The following is a 21808-nucleotide window of genomic DNA, read 5'->3' on the forward strand; positions in this document are numbered from 1 at the left end:
CCGTGCCAGCCGCCCTGCTCCATTTTGCCCGCCCATGAGTGCACGGGCCGCGTTCTCCTGGTTGTTTGCGCTGTTCAGCGCCGTGATGCTCGGCTTGGCGGCCGGTGCCGTCTGGATGGTGCCCACCCTATACATGCAGCGTCCGTTGCCGTGGCTCGCGATCATCGCGGGCTGGTTGCTGGGCAAGGCTGTCCGGAGCTGGGTTCGTCCGCCTGGGGTGGCTGCGGCGCTGCTTGCGGCGCTGGCCATGCTGACGGGCGCCGTCTACGTAAACCTGCTGACCGCTGCCGCCCGCATCGCAGGCTCGATGGGCCTTGGCCTGGTCGATACCCTCCGCACCGCCGGTCCCGGCCTGCTCGTGCAGCTCGCCGGGCTGGCCAATGCGCCCGCCGACAATGCCTGGTACGCCGCCGGCCTGGGCATCGCCGCCCTGGTGGCCGGTCGCGTGGCCCGACCCAAGGCGCAGGACTGAATCAGCTGTCGAGCGTTTTGATCGCGCTCACCAACTGGCCGGCGGCGGCCTGGCCGTCGCCGTAAAGCATGCGGGCGTTGTCCGCATAGAACAGGGCGTTTTCGATGCCCGCAAAGCCCGTGCCCTTGCCGCGCTTGACCACGATCACATGGCGCGCCGCCGACACATCCAGGATCGGCATGCCGTAGATGGGCGAGGACGGATCGGTCTTGGCCAGCGGATTCACCACGTCGTTGGCGCCGATCACCAGCGCCACATCGGTATTGGGAAATTCCGGGTTGATGTCATCCATGTCGGCGATGAGGTCGTAAGGCACGCCCGCCTCCGCCAGCAGCACGTTCATGTGGCCCGGCATGCGGCCCGCCACCGGATGGATGGCGAACTTCACCTTTACCCCGCGCTCGATCAGCAGCTTGGCGAACTCCCACACCTTGTGCTGCGCCTGCGCCACGGCCATGCCGTAGCCGGGCACGATCACCACGCGCTCGGCGTAGGCCATCATTACCGCCGCATCACTGGCTTCGATCGGCTTCTGGCTGCCGGCGATGGCGTGGACTTCGGCCCCCGCCGCCGCGCCGAAGCTGCCGAACAGCACGTTGCCGATTGAGCGGTTCATCGCCTTGGCCATCAGCTGGGTCAGCAGCGTGCCGGCGGCGCCGACCACGGTGCCTGCGATGATCATCGCCTCGTTCTGCAGAACGAAGCCCTCGAAGGCCACGGCCAGGCCCGTGAATGCGTTGTAGAGCGAGATGACCACCGGCATGTCGGCGCCGCCGATGGGCAGGGTCATCATCAGGCCGAACAGCAGCGCCAGCACGAAGAACGAAACGATCAGCGGCATCGAGATCGTGCCGCTGGCGATCATGCCGCCCAGCACCACGGCGCCCGCCAGCACCAGCAGGTTCACGGCGCGCTGGCCAGGGAACACGAAACGGCGGTCAAGCCAGCCCTGCAGCTTGGCGAAGGCGATCAGCGAACCGGAGAAACTCACCGAACCGATCAGCGCACCCAAGACGGCCAGCGCCAGCTGGGCCGCGCCCGGCGTGGCGGCGCCGTTGGCGGTGAATTCGCCACCGTCGAGCAAGGTGACTGCCTGACCGGCATAGCTGAACAACTCGGCGGCACCGATGGCCGCGGCCGCGCCACCGCCCATACCGTTGTAGAGGGCCACCATCTGCGGCATGGCCGTCATGGCCACCCGGCGCCCGGACCACCAGGCCGCGGTGACGCCGATCAGCACCGCCGCCAGGATCAGGCCGCGGTTGTGCATGTCCGGCAGGGCGAAGGTGGCCAGCACCGCCACCAGCATGCCCACGCCCGCCCACACGATGCCGCCCCGCGCGGTGCGCGGCGAGCTCATGCGCTTCAGACCGAGGATGAAAAGGAGGGCAGCGAGGAAGTAACAGGCCTTGATCACGTCCGGCAGCCAGGCCATTACTTCGCCTCCTTGCCGGCGGCGGGCTTGCTGGACTTGAACATCTCCAGCATGCGTTCGGTGACCACGTAACCGCCGGCGGCGTTGCCGGCACCCAACAGTACGCCCAGGAAGCCGATGGCCACCTCGAACGGGGTCTGGGCGTGCCCTAGCGCGATCATGGCGCCGACCAGCACAATGCCGTGAATGAAATTCGAACCGGACATCAGCGGCGTGTGGAGAATCACCGGTACCCGGGCGATGATCTCGTAACCCGTGAAAGCGGCCAACATGAAGATATAAAGCGCCAGGAACCCGTCGATCATGACCCCTCCCCGCCAGGACACCGTTGTCGCCGCATCATACGGGCGCGGGTCAACCCGTGCGAGCCTCGGACGTTGATGCACGAAGACGTACCGATGGAGTCTCAGCATGCCCGATCCGGCGACGCGGACGATGACGCCATGAACAGCGCCATATCCACCCTCGGCGGCGAACTGCTGGCCGAAGACATACGCGCGGTTCCCGCCTCGATGGATGCCTTCCTGGCACAGGTGGAGCGCCGGGCTTTCCGCATGGCCGAGGTCAACCTCGGGCATCGGGAGGATGCGCTCGACGCCGTGCAGGACGCCATGCTGCGACTGGTCAAGCACTACAGCGACAAGCCCCCGCAGGAATGGACGCCGCTGTTCTGGGGCATCCTGCGCAGGCGCATCGTGGACCTGCAGCGCCGCCGCAAGGTGCGTTCCATCGTGGTGGGCTGGCTTGGTGGTCGCGACGAGGATGGCGACGAGCTCCCCGCCTGGGAGCCGCCCGACCACTCGCCGGGTCCGCTGGAACGATTGCGTGATTCACAGTCGTACGCGGACATGGCAGCGGCCGTGAAACTGCTGCCCCAGCGTCAACGCGAGGCTTTCATGCTGCGCGTGCTGGAAGGCCTGGACGTAGCGGAAACCGCGCGGGCCATGGGCTGTTCGGAAGGGAGTGTGAAAACACATCTGTCGCGCGCTCTGCAACGTCTGCGCGACCAACTGGAGGACTGGCGATGAATGCGCCCGACAACCATCTGGAACGCCGTGCCCGCGAGCTCTACCGCGAGGCGGCGCGCCAGCTCGATCCGACCACGGCCGCCCGGCTGCGTACGGCGCGGCGCAATGCGCTGGCGGGCGCCGATGGCTCGTCCCCGGCCCAGCGACTGCTGCAGTTGATGCTGCCGGCCGGCGCCTTTGCGGCCATCGCCTTCGCCGCCTTGATGCTGTCCTCGCCCGTGCAGGGCCCGGTGGGCGAGGCGCCGGGCGTAGCGGTGTCCGCCAAGGGGGAAATCGATGGCGACCTGCCGCCGGATGCCGCAGCCGCCGATCCCGCGCTGTACCAGAATCTCGATTTCTACGGATGGCTGGCCAAGAACGGCGACAGCCAGGCGAGCAGGTAATCATGCGTCGAAGTGGTGTTTTCCTGATGCTGCTGTTGTCCCTTGGGCTCGGCAGCTTCGCTTCAACCAGCTTCGCCCAGCATGCCCCGCCGCCTCCGCCGCCGGGTGCGTTTCCGCCTGGCCCGCCGCCGTCTGCGCGTCCCTGGAAGAGCCTGACGCCCGACCAGCGGGATATCCTTTCACCGCTGGCGGACAAGTGGGATACGTTTCCGCCTGAGCGCCAGGCGCGCATGCTCGACCGTGCGCGGCAGTGGCAGTCGCTGCCACCGGACCAGCGCAAGGCGATCCGCGAGCGGATCGACAGCTGGCAGAAGATGTCGCCCCAGCAGCGCGAGCAAGCCCGCGAAAACAGCCGCCGCTTCCAGGAACTTCCGCCGGCCGAGCGCGAGCAGTTGCACGCCGCCTTCCAGCATTTCCAGGAGTTGCCGCCCGATCAGCGCGAACAGTTGCTGCGTCGCTGGCACCATGAAATGCGCGATGGCCCGCCGCCTCCGTTTGGCGGTCCGGGTCCGCATGGTCCGCCACCGCCTCCCGGTGCCCCCAGGCACTGATGCAAAAAAAACCCCGCACCTGGCGGGGTTTTTCTTGTATGGGTGTCGTGCCGTCAGCCGTGGAAGTGCGGCTCGCCGTTGCGCGTCACGCAGCTCTTGGCCACCAGCTCGTCGTTGAAGTCCGGCGCAAGGGCATCGCCCTGCACCAGCAGTTCGATGAAGTTGTAGACGTTGCGCGCGTACATTTCCGAAGCATGCAATGGCGCGCCGGCCGGCAGGTTGAGCGGGCCGAGGATGACCACGCCTTGATGTTCCACGCGTGCGCCAGGCTGGGTCAGTTCGCAGTTGCCGCCGCCCTCGGCTGCGAGATCGACGATGAGCGCACCGGGCTTCATGCCATCGACCATGGCCGCGGTGAGGATCTTCGGTGACGGTCGGCCGGGCACGGCAGCCGTGGTGACGATCACGTCCACCGCCTTCAAATGATCGGCCAGCGCCTGCTGCTGCGCGGCGCGCTCCTCGACGGACAGCTCGCGCGCATAACCACCGCTGCCTGCCGCGCTCACGCCCAGCTCAAGGAACTTGGCACCCAGCGATTCGACCTGCTCGCGGGTCTCGGGACGCACGTCATAGCCTTCGGTCTGCGCGCCAAGGCGGCGTGCCGTGGCGATCGCCTGCAGGCCCGCCACGCCCGCGCCAATTACCAGCACGCGCGAGGGGCGAATGGTGCCCGCCGCCGTGGTCAGCATCGGGAAGAATTTCGGAGCCGCTTCCGCGGCGATCAACATGGCGCGGTAACCCGAGACGGCCGCCTGGGAACTCAACACGTCCATGGCCTGCGCACGAGTGGTGCGCGGCAGGAGTTCCAGCGAAAACGCTGTGAGCTGGCGCTTTCCCATGGCCACGATGCGTGCCGCCGCACCGTAGGGGCGCAGCTGCCCCACCACCACCGTGCCTTCGCGCAGGCGCATCCACACCGAATCGTCGGGTGGCAGCACGCAGGTAAAGAGGTCCGCCTGGGCAAGCACGTTGTCGGCGTCGGCAAAATCGACGTCCGCATAGGCGCTATCGGGAAAACCGGCGGAAGTGCCGGCATCGTGCTCGAGCAGCACGCGCAGCCCCTTGCCTCGCAATTTCTTGGCCACTTCCGGCGTGAGCGCCACCCGGCGTTCGCCAGCGGCGGTCTCGCGCAATGCAGCCACGGTGATCGGCATCGTGCATCCCCTGCGGAAAGGTCCCCGCATCCTAGCCGATGCCCCGCCGCAGTCACCACCGGCCACTTGCAGGCACCGGCGAGTCGGAGTTAACTGGCCCGCCACCGGTTGCAAAGCCGCTCCAGGCGGTCGTGGCGATGGGGGTCCCGCAATGGAGATCCCGATGACCGAAGTCGTTGTTCCCGATGTCCTGATGAACCTGGCGCGACAGGCACGCGAGAAAGCCTATGCGCCCTACTCCCGATTCCTGGTCGGCGCGGCGTTGCAGACCCGCGACGGCCGGCAGTTCTCCGGCTGCAATGTGGAGAACGCCTCCTATGGCCTGTGCAATTGCGCGGAGCGCACGGCGTTGTTCACGGCCATCGCGGCCGGCTGCAAGCCTGGTGATGTGGTGGCAATCGCCGTCATCGGCGACACGACCGGCCCCATCAGCCCGTGTGGCGCCTGCCGTCAGGTGATGTCCGAGCTGTGCGCCGAACGCACGCCGGTGTGGCTGGGCAACCTCGCCGGTGCCGTGCAGGAGACCACGGTGGAAGCGCTGCTGCCGGGCTCCTTCCGCCTCGCCAGTTGAGCGGGCGATGCCGTCCCCGGCGGCGCTTCACTCATTTCCGGCCACCGGGGTTAGCATGTTTCCTTTGCCCGCCCCGGATTTCCCCCATGCCTCATCCCCTCGACCTGCTGCAGCAGCGTCATTCGGCTCCCTCCCGCCAGCTTGGCGAGCCCGGCCCGGACGCAGCCACGCTGAAGACCCTGCTGGAAGCGGCGATTCGCGTACCCGACCACGGCAAGCTGGTGCCGTTCCGGCTGATCGCGCTGCAAGGCGATGCCAAGCTGGCCTTCGGCGAACGGCTGGCAGCCCTCTCGCTACGGGTGAATCCCGACCTGCCTGAATCCAAGCGCGAGAAGGAACGCACGCGCTACACCTTCGCCCCGCTGGTGATGGCAGTGATCTCTCGCACCGATGCCACCAGCAAGGTCCCCGTGATCGAACAGCAGCTCAGCGCGGGTTGCGTGGCCTACAACCTGTTGCTTGGCGCGCAGGCGCTGGGCTACGGCGCGCAGTGGCTTACCGGCTGGGCGGCCTACGATCGTGAAGCGGCCAAAGTGCTGGGCCTTGTCGATAACGAGCACGTGATCGGTTTCGTGCACATCGGCACACCGCAGATCGAGGTACCGGATCGCGAGCGTCCCGAGCTTGCCGACGTGCTCAGCACGTGGACACCATGAGCCGTCCAGCCGTCCATCTGGTCGATGGCAGCCTGTACGTGTTTCGCGCCTGGCATTCGATGCCGGATGAGTTTCACGATGCCGAAGGCCATGCGGTCAATGCAGTCCACGGTTTCACGCGCTTCCTGTGCGAGCTGCTGGAACGCGTGAAGCCCGAGCATGTGGCGGTGGCGTTCGATGCCTCGCTCACCACCTCTTTTCGCAATGCGATCTATCCCGCCTACAAAGCCAATCGCGAACTTCCGCCACCCGACCTGGAACGCCAATTCGTGCTATGCCGCGAAGTGACTCAGGCGCTCGGCGTACCGGTACTCATCGACCACACCTATGAGGCGGACGACCTGATTGGCACGGCCTTGTGGAGCGTGCGCGCGCACGGCTTCCGCAGCGTGATCGTCTCGGCCGACAAGGACTTCGGGCAGCTGCTGGGCGAAGACGACGAGCAATGGGACTACGCTCGCAACACGCGCTGGGGGCCGGCGGGCGTCTTTGAGCGGCTCGGCGTGCATCCGCATCAGGTCGCCGACTATCTCGCGCTATGTGGCGATGCGGTGGACAACATTCCCGGCGTACCCGGCGTCGGCGCCAAGACGGCGGCAGCGCTGCTCGCCCATTTCGGCAGCCTCGATGCCTTGCTTGATCGCGTGGACGAAGTGCCGTTCCTTCGCTTGCGTGGTGCAGCCAGTTGCGCCGCGAAACTGCGCACGCATGCAGAAAGCGCGCGCCTGTATCGCCAATTGACGCGTATTGCACTGGATGCGCCCGGTATTGGCGACGCCGAAGCACTGCGGCGCATGCGTGGCGAGGCGGACGCGATGGAACTTCTGTGCGAACGTCTGCGCTTCGGGCCGCTGACGCGCACGCGGTTGAAGGCATTGCTGGGGTGAAGAGCGGGGTGGGATGAAAGTCCGCCTGTCCCCATGACCCGGCACCCCGCATTTTTTGCAGGAGCGCACCCTGTGCGCGAGAATCCTATGACTGAGCGGTGACGCTGAGACGCCGCGGTCGCGCACAGGCTGCGCTCCCACAAATAAAGTCGGGCACACAGTTCTGCGGTCAACGCGAGCTTTCACTGTGGGAGCGCACCCAGTGCGCGACAAGCCCGACGACGACGGCGATACACAGCGGTCCCGCGCTAAACGTTCCCTGCGACTCATTGCGCGGTAGCATGCGGCCATGCAGGGCGTCCCTTCCCAACTTGCTTCCCGCCAGGATGCCGCCGAGTTCCGGCTGGCGGCGCATCGTTCCGGCGTGGAGCTTTACCGCGCGCATATCGTGCGACATGCGTTTGAACCACATACGCATGATGGCTTCGGCTTGGGCGCCATCGAGTCGGGCGTGGAGCGTTTTCGTTATCGCGGCGCAGAGCATCTGGCGCCGCCCGATTCGGTCGTACTGATGAATCCGGATGAGCTGCATACCGGCCGCGCGGAAACCGAAGGTGGGTGGCATTACCGGATGATCTACATCGAGCCGACGGCGATGGCCGAGGTCACCGGTGAACCTGGCTGGTGGTTCGATGACGTGGTGCGCGAAGATCCATCCGTCGCGCAGCGCGTCACCGCCTCGCTGGATGCGCTGTGGGCTGCGCGCGAACCGCTGGCGTTCGACAGCCTCTTGTTCGAGCTGCTTTCGCTGGTGCGTCCTCACGCCCATGTGCCACGCAAGGCCTGCGACGGGCGCCCCGCGCGGTTTGCGCCGGTGATCGATTACCTGCATGCCCATCTTTCAAGACGGCTGACGCTCGATGAGCTTGCCTCAGTGGCGGGATTGAGTCCGTTCCATTTCCTTCGCCAGTTCCAGACGCAGCATCACGCTACGCCGCAACAGATGCTGATGGCCTTTCGCCTGGCGGAGGCCAAGCGGCAGCTGGCAGGTGGCGAGCGTCCCGCACGGGTAGCGGCAGCCGTGGGACTGGCGGACCAGGCGCACCTCACGCGTGCTTTTGCGCGGCGGTACGGGACCACGCCGGCGAGGTATCAACGGGGGTTGCTGGGGCAGTAGGCGGATTTTCGCGGCACGCGACGTGCCTGGCTTTTTTGTAGGAACGCACCCTTTGCGCGAAGAGCGGCGGAGAGGTGCAGACGGTGCGCCGCGGTCGCGCACGGGGTGCGTTCCCACAGGTGCAGGGCGGGCGCGAAAAGCCGGCGAAGAGGTGTGGCCGGTACGCCGCGGTCGCGCACGGGGTGCGTTCCTGCAACGGCGGGGCTGCTGTACGCCGCAATCTGGTACAAGACCGGCTTTCGTCGTGCGGGCAGGCTTGGCCTCATGTGGACAGGTATTTTCTACGCGCTGGCGGCCGGGCTGATGTGGGGTCTGGTGTTTATCAGCCCCTTGTTGCTGCCGGAGTATCCGGCGGCATTGCAGTCGGTGGGGCGCTATCTCGCCTTTGGCCTGATTGCGCTGCCGCTGGCGTGGATCGACCGCCGGGCGCTGCGGGAACTGGCGCGCGCGGACTGGATCGAGGCGCTCAAGCTCGCCGCGGTCGGCAACCTGCTCTATTACCTCTGCCTGGCCAGCGCCATCCAGCGTGCGGGGGCGCCGCTGCCCACCATGATCATCGGCACGCTGCCGGTGGTGATCGCCATCAGTGCGAACCTGCGTAATGCCCACCGCGATGGTCGCTTGCCCTGGCGATGGTTGATGCCATCGCTGGCGCTGATCGCCCTTGGCATCGCCTGCGTGAACCGCGCGGAGCTGGCGACGCTGGGGCAACGCGATGCGGGTGATCTGCTGGGCTACGCCCAGGGTGCCCTGCTCGCTTGCGGCGCGGTGGTGTGCTGGACGTGGTATCCGCTGCGCAACGCGGACTGGCTGCGCCACCATCCGTCGCGTCGGCCGCGCACGTGGGCCACGGCGCAGGGTCTTGCCACGTTGCCGCTGGCTATCGCCGGTTATGCCTTGCTGTGGATCTTCATGGGGGCAAGCAGCCATCCGTTCGCGATGCCGTTCGGTCCGCACCCGCTGCGCTTCGTCGGGCTGATGGCGGCGATCGGCCTGTTCGCGTCCTGGCTTGGCACGCTGTGCTGGAACGCCGCCAGCCAGCGCCTGCCGACGGCGATGGCTGGCCAGCTGATCGTGTTCGAGACGCTTGCCGCATTGGGTTATGCGTTTGCCTTGCGTGGACAGATGCCCGGCGCGCTCACCCTCGCCGGCATCGGCTTGCTGGTGGCAGGCGTGGCGTGGGCCGTGCGCATCCGGCCGCGCCCGGTGGAACTGCGCGCGCAGGAGTGAGCCGCGGTTGTGGCTGCCATGGGCGCAAGGCAACATGCATGCTTCCCTCTTTCCCCAGCGACGCCGATGAACGCCTCACACAGCAGCGCCATTCCCGCCGATGCCAACGCCCCGGTGGAAACCCTTTACGTCGGCAAGTGGCTGAGCCTGCGCAAGCGCGGCCGTTGGGAATTCGCCGAGCGCAACAACCCCGGTGGCGCCGTAATCATTCTGGCCGTGACGCCGGAGGACAAGGTGCTGTTCGTCGAGCAGTACCGGGTCTCCATCCTCAAGAACACCATCGAGATGCCGGCGGGCCTGGTGGGCGACCTGCACGAGCACGGCGACGAGGATGCCCTGCTGGCCGCCGGTCGCGAGCTGGAGGAAGAAACCGGTTATCGGTGCAGCCGGCTCGAGTTCGTGCATGAAGGCCCGTCCTCCTCGGGCATGAGCACCGAGATGATCACCTTCGTGCGCGCCTGGGATCTGGAAAAGGTCGGCCCGGGCGGTGGCGACGAAACCGAGAACATCGTGGTGCACGAGGTGCCGCGCGCGGAGGCGGGCCGCTGGCTGTTTGCGCGGGCCGCCGAGGGCTACTCGATCGATCCCAAGCTGTTCGCTGGCCTCTGGTTCATCGAGCACGCAGGGCTGCGCCACCCCGGCTGAACGCCCTTTCAGCATGGGGCTAAAGAATCCGGCGGGACCGCCGATGAGAGTCATGTCGTTCCTTTTCCGACCTGACCCCATCGACGGATACCGCTCATGAAGACCCTCGTTGCTTCCGCCCTGCTCCTGTTCGCCCCGCTGGCCGCTCACGCCGCCTGCGCACCCACCGATTTCGCCGTGCAGGACTTCAAGATGAAGCTCGTCGGCAGTGGCGCCGCCGCCCGTCTGAGCCTCTCGGGTCAGCTGGTGAACCATTGTTCCGAGGCCGCTGCCGCGCAGATCGCCATCGACGCGAAGGACGGCACGGGCAAGGTTCTGCAGTCCAAGAAGGGCTGGCCGGCCGGCACCACCAATATTGGCCCCGGCCAGACGGTGGACTTCGACCTGGGCCGCCTGTTCCGCTTCGACCCCGACATGCAGACCTACACGGTCGGCGTCGCCGACGTCCGCACCTGGTAATTGCCCCTCGTTTCAAAACCTCTGTCCGGTTTTTGGTGAGGCCCCTTGTAGGGGCCTCCTTTTTTTGGCCGCTCCCCGTCTCATGGCGCTTGAAAAACGTGACACGGTTCAAGTTTTATAGGCGGATGCCGATAAGTTCCTCACCACGGCGACGGTGACGTCGAACCGCCTGCCCGGCCAAGGCCCGGTCCCTCCCCCATGGCCAGGGGAGAGCCGGCACACGTGGAGCGCCATGCATCTCGACATTCCAACCCTCACTTTCGTGAGCCTGCTGATGGGCATCGCGACAGCCATAGGCTTCACGCTGCTGATGGTGGTGCTTCAGCGGCAGACCGTGCTGCGCATATGGGTGCTAAGCATCTGGGTGGCGACGATAGGCGTCACCCTGATCGGACTGCGCACGCGCATTCCCGACGTGCTTTCGATCGTGCTGGGAAATGGTCTGCTGGTGACGTCCAATGTGCTCACGCTCAAGGGCATCACGTCCCACCTCAACCTGCCATTGCGCTGGCGCTGGCCCGCTACCTTCGTGATCGCCTACGCCGCGGCGATGGCCTGGCTCGCCTTCGTCACGCCCGACCTCGGCACGCGGCTGGTGCTGGGCAGCCTGCAGGCCATGGGCTTCTATGCGGCCTACGGCTATCTGCTGCTGCGCTACAGCGTCCGGGAAATCCGCGTGAGTTGCCGCGTGGCCGGCATGGTGATGCTGGGCAGCGCCCTTTTCTACCTGGCGCGTGCATTTATTCCGCTTGCCGATACCACCCACCAGAACATCATGCTTGCGGGTACGCCGGTGGCGGCCACCTATGTGATCGGCATCCTTACCGGCATGGCGACTTACTTCGCGCTGCTGCTGTTGATCACCGAGCGGCTGATGGTGGACCTGCGTTGGGCGGCACGCACCGATGGCCTCACGGGTCTGCTCAATCGCAGCGCCATCGTGGCCGAGGGGCGACTGAGCCTGGAGCGCTGCGCCCAGCGCGGCCTGCCGTTCACCCTGCTGGTGTTCGACCTCGATCACTTCAAGCAGATCAACGACAGCTGGGGTCACGACGCGGGCGACGCGGTGCTGCGCCACGTCACGGTGGTGCTGCGCGAAATCACGCGCTGGCCGGGTCACCTGGCTGCGCGTTACGGCGGCGAGGAGTTCGTGCTCGCCCTGCCCGGCGCCAACCTCGCACAAGGGCTGGAAGTCGCGGAGCGACTGCGCCGAACGCTGGCGCAATCGCATGCACGCATCGAGCGCCAGAACATTCCGGTGACGGCGAGCATCGGTGTGGCCATGGCCCGCCCTGGCGTGCGCTTCGAAATGCTGGTGCGCCAGGCCGACGAGGCGATGTACCGGACCAAGTTCGAAGGACGCAACGGCGTCAGTTCGGCCTACACCGACGACGAACCACTGATGGAAGCCGGCGACACCCGCTGCTGACGGCGATACCCCGCGCTTCCCCGCACGCATCTCAGCTATGCTGCCCTCGCTTCCGGGGGGAAGCCTACAGGGGAAGAAAGCATGCATGACGAGACCATGAGCTCGGGCGTCTATCTGCCCGAGATGGATGTTGCACCTGCAAGCGCCACCACCGAAGCACGTCGCTTCCAGTTCAACGGCAACGCCCGCGACTATTTCCGCATCTGGATCGTCAACGTGGCACTCAGCCTGGTGACGCTGGGCATTTATTCGGCCTGGGCCACCGTGCGCACGCGCCGCTACATGTACGCCAACACCACGCTGGCCGGCTCGCCATTCGAATACCTTGCCCGTCCGATACCGATCCTCAAGGGGCGTCTGCTTACCGTGCTGATCTTCGGCGCCTATTCGCTGGCCGGACGCGTGTCCGTGCCGCTGCAACTGGCGATGGCCGTGGTGGTGGCCGGCTTCCTGCCGTGGCTGATCGTCAAGAGCATGATGTTCCGCGCGCGCTATTCCTCCTGGCGCGGGCTGCGCTTCTATTTCAGCGACGATTACCTGGGTGCGTACAAGTGGTATCTGGGCGTGTACTTCCTGATGGGCATTCCGTTTGCGGTCATGCTGCTTTTCACTCTGGCAGGCACTCCTTCTCTCACCATCATCGGGGTCCTGATCTTGCTCGCTGGATACGCCACCATCTATCCGTGGATCAAGGGCCACCAGCAGGAATGGATGGTCGAGAACCACCACTTCGGCGGCAAGTCGTTCCGGTTCGATACCGAAATCCGTCGCTACCACGGCATCTATGCCAGGTCGGCTGGCGTGGCACTCGCCTGGTTCATTCCCTGTGTCATGATGCTTGGCGGCATCATGTCCAGCGTCGGAAACCACACGCCGTCCAGGGCCATGCCCTCGCCCTACATCCTGCTCGGCGTCTACGCGATCATGGCGCCCGCTTATCTCGGCGTGTGGACCTTCGTGCACACGCGCATGACCAACATGCTCTACAACCAGGCGCATCTTGGTCCGTATGGATTCCGTTCCTCGCTGGAATACTGGCCGATGCTGGGGCTTTACCTCAGCAACGTGCTGGCGGTGGTTTTTACGCTCGGGCTGGCCATGCCATGGGCGCGCATCCGCCTCGCGCGTTATCGCGCCGAACGCCTGGAAGTACTGGGCGACGGTGATCTGAACGACTTCGTCCGCGATGCCTTTGCGCACGGCGAAATCGGCGCCGCGGCCACCGAAATGGACAGCCTGCTGGGCATCGACATCGGCCTCTGATCACCATGGTTCCGGCCGTCTATTACAACGGGCGCTCCAGTCACGCCACGCGGGTTCTCGCGTGGCGTGACGAAGCGCTGCTGCGTTGGCGCGTGGCCGAAGGCGCAGACGAATGGAAAGTGCCGCTGACCGAGGTGGAACCCAGCGCGCGCGTGGCCGGGCTTGCCTTCATGCTGCGCCTGCCCGATGGCGCTCATCTGCAGGTGGAACACGACCTGCTGCCAGCCGACTGGTTTCCACGCCACCACCGGATCGAGCGCGTCGTCGACTGGCTGGAGCGACGCTGGATGGCGGCGCTCGCGAGCGTCGTGGTGGTGGTCGTGTCGTTGCTCGCCCTGTTCGAGTTCGGGCTGCCCTGGGCCGCCGATCGCATCGCCACGCATATGCCGCGTGCCGTGGAAACGTCCATGGGCCGGCAGTCGCTGAAGGCCCTGCAAGGCTCCCTGCTGAAGCCAACCACGCTCAGCGCGGAACGCCGGGTGCATTTGCAGGACATCTTCCGACGTTTCGCCAGCCATCTGCCCAACCTGCCGCAGGTGCAACTGGCGTTCTACGACGCTCCGGCGATCGGCGCCAACGCGTTCGCCCTGCCCGATGGCACGGTCGTGTTCACCGATGCGCTGGCCGGCGCGGTGCCGGACGACGACGCTTTCATTGCCGTGGTGGCGCACGAACTCGGCCACCAGGCGGGGCATCACATGCTGCGGCAGGTGCTGCGCAGCTCGGGCGTGTTCATCGTGGCCAGCGTGCTGATGGGCGACGTCACCTCAATGGGCGGTGTCGCAGCCGGCGTTCCCGCCTTCCTCATCGACAGCCACTACTCGCGCACCTTCGAAGAGAGCGCCGATGCCTTTGCGTTCGAATCCCTCGCGCGGCAGGGCATCGACCCGGCGGCATTTGTACATGCCATGCAGGCGCTGGAGCGCACGCATCCGGAACTCAAGGGTGAAAAAGACCTGCGCTACATGTCCAGCCATCCGCTGACGGAAGACCGCATCGCCCGGGCGAATGCCGCGTCGCAACGCTTCCGCGCCACGCACAAAGTGACATCCTCGCACTGACAAAGCCCACGCCGGCGGCTTCCGCATCCAAGACCGCCGGCATGGACGAGCGACGATTACTTCTTCAGTTCGACCACCACGGCCTTGGTCGACGCCGTGCCGACATTCTCGTTGCTATGCGTGACGGCATCGCTCCAGCGCGCCTCGCCCGCCTTCACCTCAGCCTCGGTCACCTTGCCTTCCGACGTGGTGCTTTTGACTTTCCCGCCAGTGACGAAGACGACGACGTTGGCCGGATGCGAATGCATCGGCAGCGACTCGCCTGGCTTCAGCCAGACCTCCATCACGCGTACCTGATCGTTGTCGATCAGCACCTTGGTGTTCTTCGGTGCCACCTTGGCCATGTCCTGCGCCAACGCGCCGCCCGCCAACGCGAACGCCGCGACCATCACCGCATACGAACAGCCGACTCGAACGAACTTCGCCATGACACGTCCTCCCGCAACTGGATGAAGTCGACGGGCTTCCGGGGCGACATGCAGCGCGCCAGGGAAGCAGCCCTGGGCATCCGCTGCCCGGCGGACGTACCGTCCGCGCCATGCCCCCGCATGGGTCAATGCCGCTGCCAGCCTGGTGCCTTGGCAGGGTTGGAGCATGTGCGCGTACAGGTCGCGGGGCGGAACGAGGCCTGCGTGCGTGCAGCATCAGGCGTGCAAGGTCGCTGCAGCCCGGCGGACGCTACGCCCGGTTCAAGGGGGCGTCAATGATGCGGAAGGCAGAGAGACGGCGAAGCTTGCGCAGGGGTGACGCGAACGGCGAAAGTGTCGCCGCTGCGAGGCGCGCAGTCGCGCACCGGGTGCGCTCCCACAAACAGCCACGATCGCCCGTTACATCAATGCAACATGAACATCTTGTCGAAGCCCGCCACGCGCAAGGTGCCGCGCAGGCTGCTGTCGGCGTTGACGATGCGGATCTCCGCGCGATCCGCGCCGGCGTGTTCGCGCAGCAGCATCAGCATGCCCAGCGCGGAGCTGTCCATGCTGGAGACGGAACCGAGGTCGATCACGTAGCTGCGCGCGGCGCGGCCGTCGAGGCAGGCATCGTGGAAATCGCGGTGCACGCTGAAGTCGAAGCGCTCACCCAATTGCAGGGTCACGCAGTCGAGGTCGGGGTCGTGGTGGACGGTCAGGCTCATGGGGAAACTCCTGTCGCAAGTGGGCGGTCCGTGGATGGGTCGCTCGCTCATCAACGCTGTCTTTCGTTCATCGGAGCCCGGACCCGGTCCGGACTTGGTCAAGCCAAGGCGCGCGGATGCGCGTCAGCGAGGTCAGAACAGCTCGATCTCGCCGGCATCCATCGAGTTCTGCAGCGCAGGGCCACGCGAGCGCAGGCGCGCCTTCTCGCGCTGGATGGCCAGGCGGTTGCGCACGCGCTCGGCGCGCTGCTGCAGTGACCGCGTGTCGATGGGGCTGCAGGCCAGCTCCTCGATGTCGCGCGTGCATTCGGTGGTGATGTCCTGCAGCTCGACCAGTCGCATGCGCGTCTGGTTGATGAGCTGGCTGAGGATGTCCTCGAACTGCAGCGAACGGATGGTGGTGGACACATCGGTGCCCAGGCCACGGTTGATCTCCACCACCTGGTCGGCGACGGCGCTGGTGCGCGCATCGCTTTCGGTGACGTGAGCCATCATCGCGTCGATGCCGCCCTTGGCCGACAGCGCCACGTTGAGATCCTGCGATGCCATGGTGCCGACCAGGCCGCGCAACTGCTCCATGGCCGCGCGCGCCTTTACGACATGGCTGCCGATCTGCTCGTTGAACTGGTTGGAATGGCTGGCCAGGTTGCGGATCTCGCCCGCCACCACGGCGAAGCCACGGCCGGACTCGCCGGCACGCGCGGCCTCGATGGCGGCATTGAGCGCCAGCAGGTTGGTTTCCTCGGCGATCGTGTTGACGTTCTTCAGCAGGCCGAACACGGCGTCCATTTCCTTGGCCATGCCGTCGATGCGATAGACGATGCGCAGGCTTTCGCGCGACATCTGCACGATCATGTCGACGAAGTGCTCCAGCAGGTCGCCGGTGCGCGCAGCGAACGCCTGAACCGACACGCCTTCGTTCTGCGCATCGATGATCTGGCGCAGCAGCGACTGCTGCTGGCCGGTCTTGCGCGAGAGGCCATCGAAGCCGCCACCGAGTTCCGACACGGCATCGCGCAGCAGTTCCAGCGCCTGGTGCAGTTCGCGTGTCGCGTGACCGAGTTCGTCCACCAGCGAGCTGCGCACTTCTTCCAGTGCTTCGCGCACGGGAGCGTGATGCTCCAGCGATGCCTCGATCATCGGCTCCGCCACGACCGGAGCCGCACGGCGCATTTCGACGATCCACGCGCCGGTGAGCAGCACGATCAGCAGCGGTCCCAGCCAGGCCGATGGCCATAGCAGGGTCAACAGCAGTGCCACGGCGCTGGCCAGCAGGCCGACGACGGGACGCATGCGCAGGAAGGAAAGTATGGATTCCATGGGTCTATCCGAAGATCAGGCGGCAGGCACGGCCGCGCGGGAAACAGGTTGATGGGCCAGCGCCAGCAGGCGCGCGGCGATCTGGTCGAGCGGTAATTTCTCGCTGGCGGCGCCGAGCTTCCAGGCAACGCCGGGCATGCCCCACACCACCGAGGATTCTTCGTCCTGCACCAGCGTGCGTGCCCCGGCCTGGTGCAGTTCCAGCAGGCCGCGCGCGCCGTCATCGCCCATGCCGGTAAGCAGCGCGGCGACGGTAGCCTTGCCCACGCTGGCGGCCATCGAGCGGAACAACACGTCCACGCTGGGCTTGTGGCGATTCACTGGCGGGCCGTTGTGCAGGCGGCATACGTACTTGGCGCCGTCCCACATTACCAGCAGATGCTGGCTGCCCGGCGCGATGTAGACATGACCCTGCTGGATGGGCTGGCCATCGCGTGCCTCGCACACGCGCATGGCCGAGCAATGGTCCATGCGTGCCGCGAACGGGCCACTGAAGGCAGCGGGAATGTGTTGCGTGACGATGATCGGCGGCGCATCGGGCGGCATCGCCTCCAGCACCACGCGAATCGCCTCGGTGCCACCGGTGGAGGCACCGATGGCGATAATCGGCATGCCGCCGCGCGTGCCGGCGCTCTGCGCGCGCGGCAGCACGGCATCGGCGGAAAGGCGGGGCGGCACGTCGAGCTTGCGCACGGCAGTGCGTTGACGCGGACGCGCGAGCGCGGCCAGTTTCACCTTGTGGCAGATTTCCTGCGCGCCTTCGGCAAAGGTGCTGGCCAGGTCGTTGCCGGGCTTGGTGAAGAAATCCACGGCGCCCAGTTCCAGCGCGCGCAGCGTCACTTCGGCGCCTTCCTGCGTGAGCGAAGACACCATCACCACCGGCATCGGCCGCAGGCGCATCAGGTTTTCGAGGAAGGTGATGCCGTCCATGCGCGGCATTTCCACATCGAGCGTGAGCACATCGGGGTTGAGCTGCTTGATCTTCTCGCGGGCGATCAGCGGATCGGCCGCCGTACCAACCACCTCGATGCCCGGATCGCATGAAAGCATGGTCGACAGCAGCTTCCGCACAAGTGCGGAATCATCGACCACCAGGACACGTACTCTTTCCATTGCGTTGCGTCTCGCCCGTCGTGCTGGCCCCTGAAGGGCCGAATACTGCGTGGTGAAGCTGTTGCGCTCGCGCGTCAGAACAGTTCCACCTCTCCCTTTATCGGATCGTTTGCCAATCGCTTGAGGTATTGGCGCTCGCCATCCACCAGCACGTTGTCGGCGCGGCCGCGCAACTGCTTCACGCGGGCCTTGCCGGTATTGGGAAAGAACTGCACGTGGCGCGGATGCACGTCGCCCAGGTCTTCCGCGCGCACGGACAGGTTTTCCGCCGACAGGTAGCGCTTCACGAAATCGATGTTGCGCCGGCCGATATCGGTCATCGTGGCCAGCACCCGCCCGCCGCCGAACACCTTTACTTCCAGGTTCGTGCGCTGGCCGCCGGCCTTGAGGATCGCGTTGATCAACTGCTCCATCGCATCGTTGCCGTAGCGCGCTGCACGGCCCACGGTGTCGGCCCAGGAGCCGCGCTCGCCGCCGAGCGGCTCGGGCAGCATGAAGTGGTTCATGCCACCGACGCGGCGCACCGGGTCATAGATGCATGCCGAGACGCACGAACCGAGCACGGTGGAAATCATTTCTTCCTGCATGCTCACGTAGTACTCGCCCGGCAACACCTTCACGGTGACGCACGACTGTGCCGGATCCCAGAACCGGCGCAGGTGCTCGAAGCCGGGGATGATGCGCGCGGGGTCATAGCCCGCGTCCATCGGGGATTTCACTGCAAGGACGTTCATGCACTGCGTTTCCGGTAGACCGTGCGTCCTATCAGGTCGAAATTGTCGTTGAGCCCGTACATGGACTCGGAGTGGCCGAGGAACAGGTAACCGCCCTCCGGCAGCAGTCCGCCGTAACGCTGGAACAGGCGCTGCTTGGTAGGCTTGTCGAAATAGATGACGACGTTGCGGCAGAAGATCGCGTCGAACGGGCCCTGCATGGGCCAGTCGTGCAGCAGGTTCAGCGGCAGGATGCTGACCAGCTCGCGCAGCCGCGAATGCACGCAGGCGAGCTCGTTGTATTCGCCCTCGCCGCGCAGGAACCATCGACGGCGGCGCTCCGCGCTCACGCCATCGAGGCGATCGATCGGATAGATGCCCTTGCTCGCGGTTTCCAGCGCCTGCGGCGACAGGTCGGTGGCGAGGATCTTCGCATCCAGCCCGTTGCCACCGTGCTTCTCAAGCGCTTCGGCCAGCACCATGGCGAGCGTATAAGGCTCCTCGCCGGTGGCGCAGCCCGCCGACCAGATGCGCAGGCGTCCGCCGTGCTTCTTTTCGGCGATCCAGCGAGGCAACAACTCATCGGCCAGCAGGTCGAAGTGATGCGATTCGCGGAAGAACGCGGTGACGTTGGTGCTGATCGCGCTGGCCAGCTCGCCCAGTTCGCCCTGCGGGTCACGCCGCAGCAGCTCGCAATAGGCGCCAAAGTCGCGCAGCTTCAGCGAGCGCAGCCGGCGCACCAGCCTGCCCTGCACCAGCTGGCGCTTGTGCTCGCCCAGCGAGATGCCGCAATGCTCGTAGACGAAGTTGCGCAGGAAGTTGAAGTCGCTGTCGCTGAGCGACGGACCGTTCATGCCCGCCACCGTGGCGTTGTTGTCCATCGTGGCGGGCATGCCCATGCTCAGAATTCCTTCCAGGCGCCCGCGTCGGCAGCCGTGGCGGCACGCGGCTGGCGAGCCGGCGCGGCGGAGGTGCTGCGCACCGCCGCGAACACCGCCTCGGCCTCGGCCATCACGGTCTGCGAGCGGGCCGTCTCGGTGGCAACCACCGTGGCGTCATCGCCCAACTGGAAGAACGACACATGGCGGGCGAGTTCACCGGCCTGCTCCTGCATGGCGCGCGCGGCGGCCGCGGCTTCTTCCACCAGCGCGGCGTTCTGCTGGGTCATCTCGTCCATCTGCAGCACCGCGTGGTTCACCTGATCGATGCCGGCCGACTGCTCCTGGCTGGCGGCAGCGATCTCTGCCACGATGTCGGTGACCTTCTTCACGCTCTCCACGATCTCGGCCAGCGCCTTGCCCGACTGGTCCACCAGCGACGAACCCACGCGCACCTTCTCGGCGCTGTCGTTGATGAGGCCCTTGATCTCCTTGGCCGCACCCGCACTGCGCTGGGCGAGGTTGCGCACTTCCGTGGCGACCACCGCGAAGCCGCGACCCTGTTCACCGGCACGGGCGGCTTCCACCGCGGCGTTGAGCGCCAGCAGGTTGGTCTGGAAGGCAATTTCGTCGATCAGGCTGACGATGTCGGAGATCTTGCGGCTGGAATCGTTGATTTCGCGCATCGCCGAGCTGGCCTGCGCAGCCACCTCGCCACCGTGCTCGGCCTGACGGCGCGTGGCGCTGGCGAGCTGGTTGGCGTGGCTGGCGTTCTCGGCGTTCTGCTTGACGGTGGAGGTCATCTCCTCCATCGACGAGGCGGTTTCCTCGAGGCTGGAAGCCTGTTCCTGCGTGCGCTGGCTCAGGTCGTCGTTGCCGCGGGCGATCTGCTGCGCGGCGGAGCTGACGGAGCCCGCGCCGTGGCGCACTTCGCCCACGATGTTGCTCAGGCGCTCGTCCATGGTGCGCAGGGCGCCAAGCAGTTCGCCCAGTTCGTCCTTGGTTTGCACCTTGATGTCGTGGCCGAGGCGGCCGCCGGCGATTTCGTGGGCGACCTTCATCGCCACGCCCAGCGCGCTCATGATCGAACGCATCATCAGGATCGACATCAGGCCCGCCACCAGCATGCCGGCGATCAGCGCAAAGATGCTCACGGCGCGGATGAGGTGATAGCGCGAAACCTGCGCGTCGTAGATTTGCTTGGCGTGGGCGCGCTGTGCATCGACCAGCTTGCTCAGCGCATCCTGGCGCTCGATCATCAGCGGACGCACCTGCATTTCGAGCAGTTCGGACGCACCGGCGTCGCCCTGCTTGAGCGCGTCTTCCATCGACGAAAGCGCGTCGAGGTAGTCCGCATCCGTGGACGTCCAGGCGGCATATGCCTTCTTGACGCCCTCGTTCATCGGGATGGCCGCGAACTGCTTCCTGAGCTGGCCCATTTCGGCGCGCATCTTGTCGTACTCGGCCAGCTTGCCCTTGATGTGATCGGGCTTGCCCACCAAGGCGCTCGACTCGCCAAGCAGGATGAACGACATGAGATGGTGCTGCATGATCTGCGACGCCAGCTGCGAGGGCACGATCTCTTCTTCATAGATCTTGCCCATGCCGTCGTTCTGCAGCTGCATGCCGCCGAGGCCGACGATGGCGCCGCCGATCAGCATCAGGCCCAGCAGGCCAAGCACGGCACGCATGCGGTTGCGGACGGACAGTGCGGGGATTTTCAGTGTGAACTTCTTCATGATGATTCCACGTTCCGGCGATAACGATCAGGCGGCTTTCACATCAGCAGCGGCTGGAAGCGCCGCTTCCAGCATCTGCGCGTCCTGCGGCTGCAGCAGTTTGTCCACGTCGAGCAACAGCACCATGCGCTCGCCCGCGGAGGTAAGGCCCTTGAGGTATTCGGTGTCCACCGTGGTGCCCATGTCGGGCACGGGACGGATGGCGCTATCTTCCACATCGAGCACATCGGATACGGCATCCACCACCACGCCGAAATGGCGGCCGGCCACGGTGATGATCACGGTGACGGTAGTGGCGCTGTATTCCTCGCGCGGCAGGCCGAAGCGCAGGCGCATGTCGATCACCGGCACGATGGCGCCACGCAGGTTGAGCACGCCCAGCACGTAGTGCGGGGCTTGCGGGATGCGCGTGACCGGCGTCCAGCCGCGAATCTCGCGCACGGCCAGAATGTCGACGCCGTATTCCTCGTGGGCGAGGTTCACGGTGAGGTACTGCGACTGGAGCGCCTCGCTCCGGGTGGTATCGGACATGGTTTGCCTCATCGTCGGGGCCGGGTGCGGTGGCCCCT

Annotated in this window: 25 protein-coding genes; 14 read left to right on the top strand and 11 right to left on the bottom strand. The window is 66.0% G+C overall.

Going from position 1 to position 21808, the window contains the following annotated elements; translation table 11 throughout:
- Window positions 1–472, top strand: a 472-nt coding sequence (locus VFG49_RS03675; protein WP_324858155.1) for a hypothetical protein, incomplete at its 5' end; no start/stop codon positions are given.
- 1 nt (window position 473) lies between these two features.
- Here VFG49_RS03675 and VFG49_RS03680 read toward each other — a convergent pair.
- A complete protein-coding gene (locus tag VFG49_RS03680; RefSeq protein WP_324858156.1) occupies window positions 474–1907 on the bottom strand; it encodes an NAD(P)(+) transhydrogenase (Re/Si-specific) subunit beta in 1434 nt (477 codons plus the stop codon).
- Entirely contained in the window at window positions 1907–2212 is a 306-nt protein-coding gene (locus VFG49_RS03685) for an NAD(P) transhydrogenase subunit alpha (RefSeq protein WP_324858157.1), read from the bottom strand. Before VFG49_RS03685 ends, VFG49_RS03680 begins: the two co-directional genes overlap by 1 nt.
- 138 nt (window positions 2213–2350) lie before the next feature.
- On the opposite strand from VFG49_RS03685, the gene VFG49_RS03690 reads away from it, so the two are divergent.
- Genes VFG49_RS03690 through VFG49_RS03700 form a run of 3 tightly spaced genes read left to right on the top strand, consistent with a single transcriptional unit; the run spans window position 2351 to window position 3869 of the window.
- On the top strand, window positions 2351–2935 hold the full coding sequence (locus VFG49_RS03690; protein ID WP_324858158.1) for an RNA polymerase sigma factor: 585 nt from the start codon (window positions 2351–2353) through the stop codon (window positions 2933–2935).
- Window positions 2932–3318, top strand: a complete 387-nt coding sequence (locus VFG49_RS03695) for a hypothetical protein (protein WP_324858159.1) — start codon at window positions 2932–2934, stop codon at window positions 3316–3318. The genes VFG49_RS03690 and VFG49_RS03695 overlap by 4 nt, the downstream gene beginning before the upstream one ends.
- A gap of 2 nt (window positions 3319–3320) precedes the next feature.
- A complete protein-coding gene (locus VFG49_RS03700) occupies window positions 3321–3869 on the top strand; it encodes a DUF3106 domain-containing protein (RefSeq protein WP_324858160.1) in 549 nt (182 codons plus the stop codon).
- A 53-nt stretch (window positions 3870–3922) separates the two neighbouring features.
- Here the strand turns inward: VFG49_RS03700 and VFG49_RS03705 are convergent, their stop codons facing one another.
- On the bottom strand, window positions 3923–5023 hold the full coding sequence (locus tag VFG49_RS03705) for an NAD(P) transhydrogenase subunit alpha (RefSeq protein WP_324858161.1): 1101 nt from the start codon (window positions 5021–5023) through the stop codon (window positions 3923–3925).
- A gap of 163 nt (window positions 5024–5186) precedes the next feature.
- Here VFG49_RS03705 and VFG49_RS03710 point away from each other — a divergent pair, with 163 nt between their 5' ends.
- The 10 genes from VFG49_RS03710 (at window position 5187) to VFG49_RS03755 (ending at window position 14341) form a co-directional block, all read left to right on the top strand.
- Complete coding sequence (locus tag VFG49_RS03710; RefSeq protein ID WP_324858162.1) at window positions 5187–5594, top strand: cytidine deaminase; 408 nt, start codon at window positions 5187–5189, stop codon at window positions 5592–5594.
- 86 nt (window positions 5595–5680) lie between these two features.
- Window positions 5681–6250: a nitroreductase gene (locus tag VFG49_RS03715; RefSeq protein WP_324858163.1), complete on the top strand. Its 570-nt coding sequence runs from the start codon at window positions 5681–5683 to the stop codon at window positions 6248–6250.
- Window positions 6247–7137, top strand: coding sequence for a 5'-3' exonuclease (locus VFG49_RS03720; protein ID WP_324858164.1), 891 nt, complete (start codon window positions 6247–6249; stop codon window positions 7135–7137). Before VFG49_RS03715 ends, VFG49_RS03720 begins: the two co-directional genes overlap by 4 nt.
- Before the next feature lie 289 nt (window positions 7138–7426).
- A complete protein-coding gene (locus tag VFG49_RS03725; RefSeq protein WP_324858165.1) occupies window positions 7427–8254 on the top strand; it encodes an AraC family transcriptional regulator in 828 nt (275 codons plus the stop codon).
- 264 nt (window positions 8255–8518) lie between these two features.
- A complete protein-coding gene (locus VFG49_RS03730) occupies window positions 8519–9484 on the top strand; it encodes a DMT family transporter (RefSeq protein ID WP_324858166.1) in 966 nt (321 codons plus the stop codon).
- A 66-nt stretch (window positions 9485–9550) separates the two neighbouring features.
- A complete protein-coding gene (locus VFG49_RS03735) occupies window positions 9551–10129 on the top strand; it encodes an NUDIX hydrolase (protein WP_324858167.1) in 579 nt (192 codons plus the stop codon).
- 96 nt (window positions 10130–10225) lie between these two features.
- Window positions 10226–10588: a hypothetical protein gene (locus VFG49_RS03740; protein WP_324858168.1), complete on the top strand. Its 363-nt coding sequence runs from the start codon at window positions 10226–10228 to the stop codon at window positions 10586–10588.
- Between the two features lie 232 nt (window positions 10589–10820).
- Window positions 10821–12017 (top strand): GGDEF domain-containing protein, encoded by a 1197-nt coding sequence (locus VFG49_RS03745; protein WP_324858169.1) that lies wholly within the window; start codon window positions 10821–10823, stop codon window positions 12015–12017.
- 81 nt (window positions 12018–12098) lie between these two features.
- Window positions 12099–13280, top strand: a complete 1182-nt coding sequence (locus VFG49_RS03750) for a YjgN family protein (RefSeq protein ID WP_324858170.1) — start codon at window positions 12099–12101, stop codon at window positions 13278–13280.
- 5 nt (window positions 13281–13285) lie between these two features.
- Complete coding sequence (locus VFG49_RS03755) at window positions 13286–14341, top strand: M48 family metallopeptidase (RefSeq protein WP_324858171.1); 1056 nt, start codon at window positions 13286–13288, stop codon at window positions 14339–14341.
- Window positions 14342–14397: 56 nt separating this feature from the next.
- On the opposite strand, the gene VFG49_RS03760 is transcribed toward VFG49_RS03755, so the two are convergent.
- The 8 genes from VFG49_RS03760 to VFG49_RS03795 all read right to left on the bottom strand — a co-directional run bounded on the left by VFG49_RS03760 (window position 14398) and on the right by VFG49_RS03795 (window position 21770).
- A complete protein-coding gene (locus VFG49_RS03760; RefSeq protein ID WP_324858172.1) occupies window positions 14398–14769 on the bottom strand; it encodes a cupin domain-containing protein in 372 nt (123 codons plus the stop codon).
- Between the two features lie 404 nt (window positions 14770–15173).
- Window positions 15174–15476, bottom strand: a complete 303-nt coding sequence (locus VFG49_RS03765) for an STAS domain-containing protein (RefSeq protein WP_324858173.1) — start codon at window positions 15474–15476, stop codon at window positions 15174–15176.
- Window positions 15477–15608: 132 nt separating this feature from the next.
- Window positions 15609–16796, bottom strand: coding sequence for a methyl-accepting chemotaxis protein (locus tag VFG49_RS03770; RefSeq protein WP_324858174.1), 1188 nt, complete (start codon window positions 16794–16796; stop codon window positions 15609–15611).
- Window positions 16797–16811: 15 nt separating this feature from the next.
- Window positions 16812–17909, bottom strand: a complete 1098-nt coding sequence (locus VFG49_RS03775; RefSeq protein ID WP_324858175.1) for a chemotaxis response regulator protein-glutamate methylesterase — start codon at window positions 17907–17909, stop codon at window positions 16812–16814.
- Between the two features lie 74 nt (window positions 17910–17983).
- Window positions 17984–18643, bottom strand: a complete 660-nt coding sequence (cheD, locus tag VFG49_RS03780) for a chemoreceptor glutamine deamidase CheD (RefSeq protein ID WP_324858176.1) — start codon at window positions 18641–18643, stop codon at window positions 17984–17986.
- Window positions 18640–19521 (bottom strand): protein-glutamate O-methyltransferase, encoded by an 882-nt coding sequence (locus VFG49_RS03785; RefSeq protein WP_324858177.1) that lies wholly within the window; start codon window positions 19519–19521, stop codon window positions 18640–18642. The genes cheD and VFG49_RS03785 overlap by 4 nt, the downstream gene beginning before the upstream one ends.
- Before the next feature lie 2 nt (window positions 19522–19523).
- Window positions 19524–21239: a methyl-accepting chemotaxis protein gene (locus VFG49_RS03790; RefSeq protein WP_324858178.1), complete on the bottom strand. Its 1716-nt coding sequence runs from the start codon at window positions 21237–21239 to the stop codon at window positions 19524–19526.
- 27 nt (window positions 21240–21266) lie between these two features.
- The gene (locus VFG49_RS03795; protein WP_324858179.1) at window positions 21267–21770 is read right to left on the bottom strand and encodes a chemotaxis protein CheW; all 504 of its coding nucleotides are present in this window, start codon (window positions 21768–21770) and stop codon (window positions 21267–21269) included.
- Window positions 21771–21808 lie beyond the last annotated feature (38 nt).

Origin of the sequence: Dyella sp., from assembly GCF_035685885.1 — a bacterium.
Lineage (GTDB): Bacteria > Pseudomonadota > Gammaproteobacteria > Xanthomonadales > Rhodanobacteraceae > Dyella.